Consider the following 6,719-nt stretch of genomic DNA (forward strand, 5'->3'; position numbering starts at 1 on the left):
CTACTTGTCCGTGTACTGCGTCACCAGCGCCGACATCTGCTCGCCGACCCGCTCCAGCGGGGCGACCGAGCGGGTGGCCAGCGACATCACCACGCCGCCCTCGATCGCGGCGACGATGGTGGTCGCCAGCGACAGCGCGCGGTCGGGGGCGACCCGCTCGGCCCGCAGCCTCTCGGCGAGGATCTGCTCCCAGTCGGTGAAGGTCTCCCCGGCCACGTCCGCGGCCTCCGGTGCCTCCGTGCGGCCCAGCGCGGCCGCCACGATCGGACAGCCGGCGGTGAAGTCGCTGGACAGCAGGGCCTCACGCCACATCGACGGGAATGCGGCCACGCACGCGGCCAGGTCGGCCCCGGCGGTGAGGGTACCGATCAGGGCGCTGGCCGCCTGTCCCGCGCTGCGGGTGGCCGCGGCGACCAACTCGGCCTTGCCGTCGGGGAAATTCAGGTAGATCGAGCGGCGCGAGATGCCGCTGTGCGCGAGCAGTTGCGCGATGCCCGTCCCCGCGACGCCGTTGCGGCGCATCAGATCGACGGTGCTGTCGATCAGCCGATCCCGAGCGCCCATGCTGCACCTCCTCCATCCGGTCGGAACCAGCCTACCTTGCCGTATACCGATCGGTGTACTACCCTCCAGCTAAACCGATCGGTTTACTACGATGGAGGAGCATCACGATGGCGAGCCTGCACGACCCACTGTCCCTCCCCTGCGGTCAGGTGCTGCCGAACCGGATCGTGAAGTCGGCGCTGAGCGAGGGGCTGGGCGCCCGGGACCTCGGCCCGGACGAGCGGCTGCAGCGCCTGTATCGGCGGTGGGGTGCGGGCGGCTTCGGCCTGATCGTCACGGGCAATGTGATGGTCGACCGCACCCAGCTCGGCGAGCCCGGCAATGTCGCCCTCGAGGACGAGCGGCACCTGGATGCGCTGACCCGATGGGCCAAGGCCGCCAAGGACGGTGGCACACCGGTGTGGATGCAGCTGAATCATCCGGGGCGCCAAGCCAATCCGCTGGCCACGCGGCGGCGGCCGGTGGCACCGTCCGCGATCGCGTCCGATATTCCGGGCCTGCCCGCGCCGCGCGCGCTGACCGAGGCCGAGATCGCCGACCTCGTCGCGCGTTTCGCCACCGCCGCCCGGGTCGCGGAGGCGGCCGGGTTCGACGGCGTGCAGATCCACGGCGCGCACGGCTATCTGGTCTCGCAGTTCCTCTCGCCGCTGTCGAACCAGCGCACCGACGGCTGGGGCGGAGATCCGCAGCGGCGCAGGCGCTTCGTGGTCGAGGTCGCGCGGGCGATCCGCGCCGCGGTGAGTCCCGGCTTCGCGGTGGGCATCAAGCTCAATTCCGCCGACTTCCAGCGCGGCGGATTCACCGAGGACGAGTCGCGGGCCGTCATCGAGGCGCTGTCAGCCGAACAGCTGGACCTGATCGAAATCAGCGGTGGCAGTTACGAATCCCCCGCGATGATGGGGCGGCCGCAGACGGTGTCCTCGAGCACGCGGGCCCGCGAGGCCTACTTCCTGGAGTACGCCGAGACCGCCCGGCGGTCCGCGGGATCGGTGCCACTGGCGGTGACCGGCGGGTTCCGGTCCCGATCCGCGATGGACGACGCGGTCGGGTCGGGGGCGTGCGAGCTGGTGGGGATCGGACGGCCTGCCGCCGTCATCCCCTCCGCCGCAAGCGATCTGATCGCGGGCCGCACCGATGCCCTGCGGCCTCCGGTGATCTCCCTAGGACTGCGCGGGCGCCTCGCGGCGAACCGCGGCCTCAAGGCCTTCGACGGTGCCCTGGATCTGCAGTGGCACACCGACCAGCTGCATCGGCTCGGCGCCGGACTGGATCCGGACCCGGCCCGCTCGCCGTGGCTGACCGCGGTGACCATGGTGCGGCGCAACGGGATCGACGCGTTCCGGCCCAAGCGAGGCGCCGCGGGCGGGAAGGGCGGCGGCACGGCCGGGCAGGGCGATGCGGGCGCTAAGGGCGGCGGCACGGCCGGGCAGGGCGATGCGGGCGGGAAATACGGCAGGACTGCCGGGCAGGGCGATGCTGCCGCGTTGGCGCGCAAGTTCCGCGTCGAGCGGGCGGTCGGCCGCTACGTGGTCAACCCCACCTTCCGCACCCTGGACCGGCTGGGCGTGCGGTCCACCTTCGCCACCGAACTGGAGACCATCGGCCGCAAGTCCGGACAGCCGCGCCGGGTGCCGGTGTCCGTCCTGTTCGACGACCACGGCGCCTGGATCATCTGCCAGCACGGCATGCGTTCGGGCTGGGGTAACAACGTGCGCGCCACCCCGGAAGTGCGGCTGCGCCAGGGTGATCGGTGGCGAACCGGCACCGCGGAGCTGCGCCCCGACGACGATGTCGTCGCCCGCGCCCGCGCCTTCGCCCCGCACCCGTCCCTCGCGCCCCTCACCGCAGCCGGTTTCGCCGCCCTCCAAACCACCCCGATCTCGGTACGAATCACCTTCACCGACAACGGTTCCGCGGCCGCGAACTGACGATCCTTCATTTCCGGCATGCTCTTGGCCGGAATCCGCTCGTACGGTAGAGATCCCGGCCAAAAGCATGCCGGGAATGAAGGGACGGCACGCCGGGAACGAAGGGGACAGCACGCCAGGAACGAAGGGGACAGCACGCCGGGAATGAAGGGACGGCAGGGTCAGGTTGCCGTCCAGCGGGTGGTACGGCGCGATGAGAATCCGAACCCGGTGGGTCCGGGGACGCTGGGCCGGGGGCTCATGCGCGGTTCCACTCGTGGCCCCAGTAGCTGTCGGCCGTCATCTCCTCGGCCGCGTAGTTGTCGCCGACAAGCATTCCCTCGCAACCGAATTCGAGGTCCCAGCCGCCGGGCGTGCGGACGTAGAAGGAGATCATCTTGTCGTTGGTGTGCCGTCCCAGAGTGGACGAGAGGTGATAGCCCGCCTTGGTCACCCGATCGAGCGCCCGGCCCACATCGTCGAGCCGGTCCACCTCGACCATGATGTGCACGATGCCGGGGCCGTCCGCCCGGCTGCCGGGGATCAGGGCCAGGCTGTGATGGCGCGCATTGACACCGAGGAACCGGATCCAGATCGGGTGGTCGGGCGGGCCGACCCGGAAGGACCCGCGGGCGTGGAAGTCCAGCACGTCGGCGTAGAACCGGCGGGCCGCCTCGAGGTCCGGCACCGGCAGCACCACGTGGCCCAGGCCCAGCTTGCCGGTGACGAACCGGGCACCGAACGTCGTCAGCACCGGGCTGTGGTCCAGCAAGGGCCCGTGGAACACCTCGACGGTGAACCCTGACGGGTCGGTGAAGCTGATCGCCTCCTCGACGTGCCGCCGCCCCGCCTCCGCGAGAGACAGTGCGGTGACCGCGATTCCGGCCTTCTCGAGCGTTTCGCGCACCAGCGCCAGCGAGGCCGCGTCGGCGACCTGCCAGCCGACCGCCAGCACCTCGTCGCGCTCGCCCGGCACCAGCTCCAGCCGGTAGGTGTGCTCGTCGGTGCGCAGGTAGAGAGAGTCGGGGTTGGGACCCGTGCCCTCGGCGAATCCGATGGTGTCGAAGGCGAAGGTGCGCCAGGCGTCGGCGTCGGCGATACCGGCGCGGACGTAGCCGAGGGAACTGAAGGCGGGCATGGTGATCGTCTCCTAGGACTAGTGGGTCAGGAATAGGTGACCGAGATGTCGTCGCTCACCGGAATCGACTGGCAGGCAAGCACATAGCCCTCGGCGATGTCCTCTTCCTCCAGCACTTCGTTGCGCCGCATGCGCACCTCGCCGGAGACGACCCGGCATACGCACGCGCTGCAGGCACCCTCGCGGCAGGAGTACGGCGCCGCCAGCCCCTCCGACAGCAGCACATCCAGCAGAACCTGCTTCCTGGGCCAGTCGAACCGATGCCGCGCTCCGTCGAGTTCGACAGCGACAGTGGCGTTTTCCTCCGGATCCGCCGGATCCACGGCCACCGGATCGTCCGGGTCGAACGGGTTCCCCCGCAGCGACACGAATTTCTCGATGTGCACGCGCCGCCGATCGACCCCGAGTGCGGCCATCGCCGCACCGACGACATCCATGAACGGGCCCGGGCCACAGACGAAAACCTCACGCCCGCACCAGGGCCGGGTCAGTTCCGCGATCTGCGCGGCCGACGGCAGCCCCTGCACACTCTCCAGCCAGTGCACCACGCGCAGCCGATCGGGATGGGCGGCCGAGAGCCGGGCCAGCTCGCGGGCGAAGATGACCGACCGCTCGTCGCGGTTGGCGTAGACCAGGGTGCAGTGCCCCGACCCCTGCGCCAGCACCGATTTCAGGATCGACAGCATCGGCGTGATCCCGGAACCGGCGGCGAACAGCAGCAGATCGGTATCCAGCGAGGCCGGGACGAACAGGCCCGCGGGCGGCAGCGCCTTCAGGCTCATGCCCTCGGAGGCGTTGTCACACAACCAGTTCGACGCGTATCCGGAGGCGGTTCGCTTGACGGTGACCTGCAGCGGCCCGCGCTCGTGCGGCGCGCTCGACAACGAGTAGCAGCGGCTCACCGACCCGGTCCGGTCGCTGGGGATGCGCAGTGTCAGGAACTGGCCGGGCCGGTAGGCGAATCGATCCGCATGCTCCGGGCCGGGGGCCAAGATCAGCGATATCGCGTCTTCGGTCTCGCGGACCACGCGCTCGATCCGCATGGTGGCGGCACCTACGTCCGCTCGCACCCGTTGCGCCACCGTTTCCATTCGATTCACCAGTTCCATTCCACTGCATTCGTTTCCGGAGCGATCGCCACATTCGCCCAGCGCAGGCAATCCGTATCAGGTGTGGGCCATTGTGCGACCCCGGGTCCGCACATCCTGCTCACGCGTGCTGACACTCAGCTCCCCCGCCCGCACCGCGGCATCGATGCTGTCGCGCAGCGCCGGGCACGTGTGCTCGCGCTCGCTCACCTCCGCCAGGCCGGTGCACGCCGCCCGCGCGGCCGCGCTCCACTGCACGCTGGTGTGCTGCGGGCTGTACTTCTCGACGAGCACGCAGGTTCCGCAGCTCCGGCACGAAATCGGGTTCATGACAGCCGCTTTCAGACCTGCGCCGCGGCGCGCTTGGCGAGGTTCTCGGCGACCTCGGCCTCCCACACCGTGACCGCGCGCGTGGTGTCCACCTCGAATTCGAACCGCGCGGTCATCTCCTCGGAGATGTCGGCGACATCGGTGTAGAACTGCTGGTACCACCGCCGCAGCTGATACACCGGGCCGTCCTCCTCGCACAGCAGCGGATTGTTGATGCGGGTCTTGCGCTGCCAGATCGCGATGTCCTGCTCGAATCCGGTCCCCATGCCGCCGGCGAACTTGGCGGCGATCTCCTCGGCCTCCGCCCGGGGCCGGTCGGTGGGCAGCTTCACGATCATGCCGTACTGCAGGACGAAACGATCCGGCGTGACCGGGTAGTGGCAGTTGATCAGAATGCCCTCCACCTCCAGCCCCTCGCTCTCGCTGCGCAGGTGGTCGATCATGTAGGAGGGTCCGTAGTAGGAGGCGTCGGAGTGCAGGGTGTTCTTGCCGCCCAGCGCCTTCGCGGTCTCGCCCATGGTGTCCTCGCGCGAGACCGAGGTCATGTACTGGCTGGCGATGTGGCCCTCGAAGACGTTCTTGAAGAACGTCGGGAAGCCCAGGTGCACATAGAAGAAGTGCGCCATATCCACCACATTGTCGACCACCTCGCGGCAATTGGTGTCCACGACAAGCGATTTCCACGTCCAGTCGGTCCATTCGTCGCTGAACGCGCCCTCGATGCGCGGGATGGTGATGTCGGCCGGGGGCGCCTTGCCCTCCGGGTCGTTCCACACGAACAGCTGCCGGTTCTCCTCCAGGGTCCGCCACGCCTTGGTGCGCGCCAGCGGCGGCACCCGGCGCGCGTACGGGATGCCGGTGCAGCGGCCGTTGCCGGCCCAGCGCCAGTCGTGGAAGGGGCAGGCCAGGGAGTTGCCCTTGATGGTGCCGTCGGCCAGGTTGCCGCCCATGTGCGGGCAGTAGGCGTTGAGCACATTGAGCGTGCCGTCCTCGCCCGCGAACACCACCAGCTCGGTGCCGAAAGCCGCTACGGTGTGCGGTTTTCCGTCCCGGAAGCTGTCCGCCAGCCCGAGGCAGTGCCAGCCGCGCGCGTACCGCGTGGACGGGCCGCCCGCATCGATCACTCGCACGTCGCTGTCGCCAGTCATTGTTCCTCCGATCCGATTACCGCCCGGCACGCCCGCTCACGCGGCGAGGGCTGTCCTGATGTCGATGCTCGCCGCGGCCTCCGGGCGCGGGCACGCGCAGTCCCACTGGTCGGGAGGTGCCCCGGATCCGTTCGCAGCGACCGGACTTCCCTCACGGCGCCTCCAGCCGCTGAAATCCCGAGCGGTAGAACAGCAGTGGCGCCGCGTCCGAATGCTCGTCGAGGGCGGTGACCCGGGCGATCACGACCGTGTGGTCGCCGCCGTCGATCTCGCGCTCGAGCTCGCAGTCGATGCTGGCCAGCGCGCCGGACAGCCGCGGCGACCCGTTCGGCGAAGGGACCCAGTCGATTCCGGCGAACTTGTCGGTGCCGCTGCGGGCCAATCGACGGCACACATCCTCCTGATCGTGGGCGAGAATGTTCACGCAGAACCGCCCGGCCGCGCGGGTGCGCGGGCACGAGGTGGGCGTGCGCGCGGGGCACAGGCCCACCCCGGGCGGGTGGAGCGGCAGCGAGGAGAACGGCTGGCAGCTGAACCCCCCCCG

General features: G+C 69.9%; 7 protein-coding genes. 1 reads left to right on the forward strand and 6 read right to left on the reverse strand.

From position 1 onward, the window contains the following. Complete coding sequence (locus QH290_RS14270) at positions 1-564, reverse strand: TetR/AcrR family transcriptional regulator (RefSeq protein ID WP_280269291.1); 564 nt, start codon at positions 562-564, stop codon at positions 1-3. A 107-nt stretch (positions 565-671) separates the two neighbouring features. Here QH290_RS14270 and QH290_RS14275 point away from each other — a divergent pair, with 107 nt between their 5' ends. Then, positions 672-2,492, forward strand: coding sequence for a nitroreductase family deazaflavin-dependent oxidoreductase (locus QH290_RS14275; protein WP_280383254.1), 1,821 nt, complete (start codon positions 672-674; stop codon positions 2,490-2,492). A 238-nt stretch (positions 2,493-2,730) separates the two neighbouring features. On the opposite strand, the gene QH290_RS14280 is transcribed toward QH290_RS14275, so the two are convergent. From QH290_RS14280 to QH290_RS14300, 5 genes are all read right to left on the reverse strand, one after another. Further along, on the reverse strand, positions 2,731-3,609 hold the full coding sequence (locus QH290_RS14280) for a VOC family protein (RefSeq protein WP_280269293.1): 879 nt from the start codon (positions 3,607-3,609) through the stop codon (positions 2,731-2,733). A 26-nt stretch (positions 3,610-3,635) separates the two neighbouring features. After that, positions 3,636-4,700, reverse strand: a complete 1,065-nt coding sequence (locus QH290_RS14285) for a 2Fe-2S iron-sulfur cluster-binding protein (protein ID WP_280383263.1) — start codon at positions 4,698-4,700, stop codon at positions 3,636-3,638. A gap of 75 nt (positions 4,701-4,775) precedes the next feature. Continuing rightward, entirely contained in the window at positions 4,776-4,991 is a 216-nt protein-coding gene (locus tag QH290_RS14290; RefSeq protein ID WP_280269294.1) for a hypothetical protein, read from the reverse strand. A 47-nt stretch (positions 4,992-5,038) separates the two neighbouring features. Further along, the gene (locus tag QH290_RS14295; protein ID WP_280269295.1) at positions 5,039-6,175 is read right to left on the reverse strand and encodes a 3-ketosteroid-9-alpha-monooxygenase, oxygenase component; all 1,137 of its coding nucleotides are present in this window, start codon (positions 6,173-6,175) and stop codon (positions 5,039-5,041) included. Between the two features lie 151 nt (positions 6,176-6,326). Further along, a partial coding sequence (locus tag QH290_RS14300) for a flavin reductase family protein (protein ID WP_280383256.1) occupies positions 6,327-6,719 on the reverse strand: 393 nt, incomplete at its 5' end.

The organism is Nocardia wallacei (genome assembly GCF_029869545.1).
In the GTDB taxonomy this organism is placed as follows: Bacteria; Actinomycetota; Actinomycetes; order Mycobacteriales; family Mycobacteriaceae; genus Nocardia; species Nocardia wallacei_A.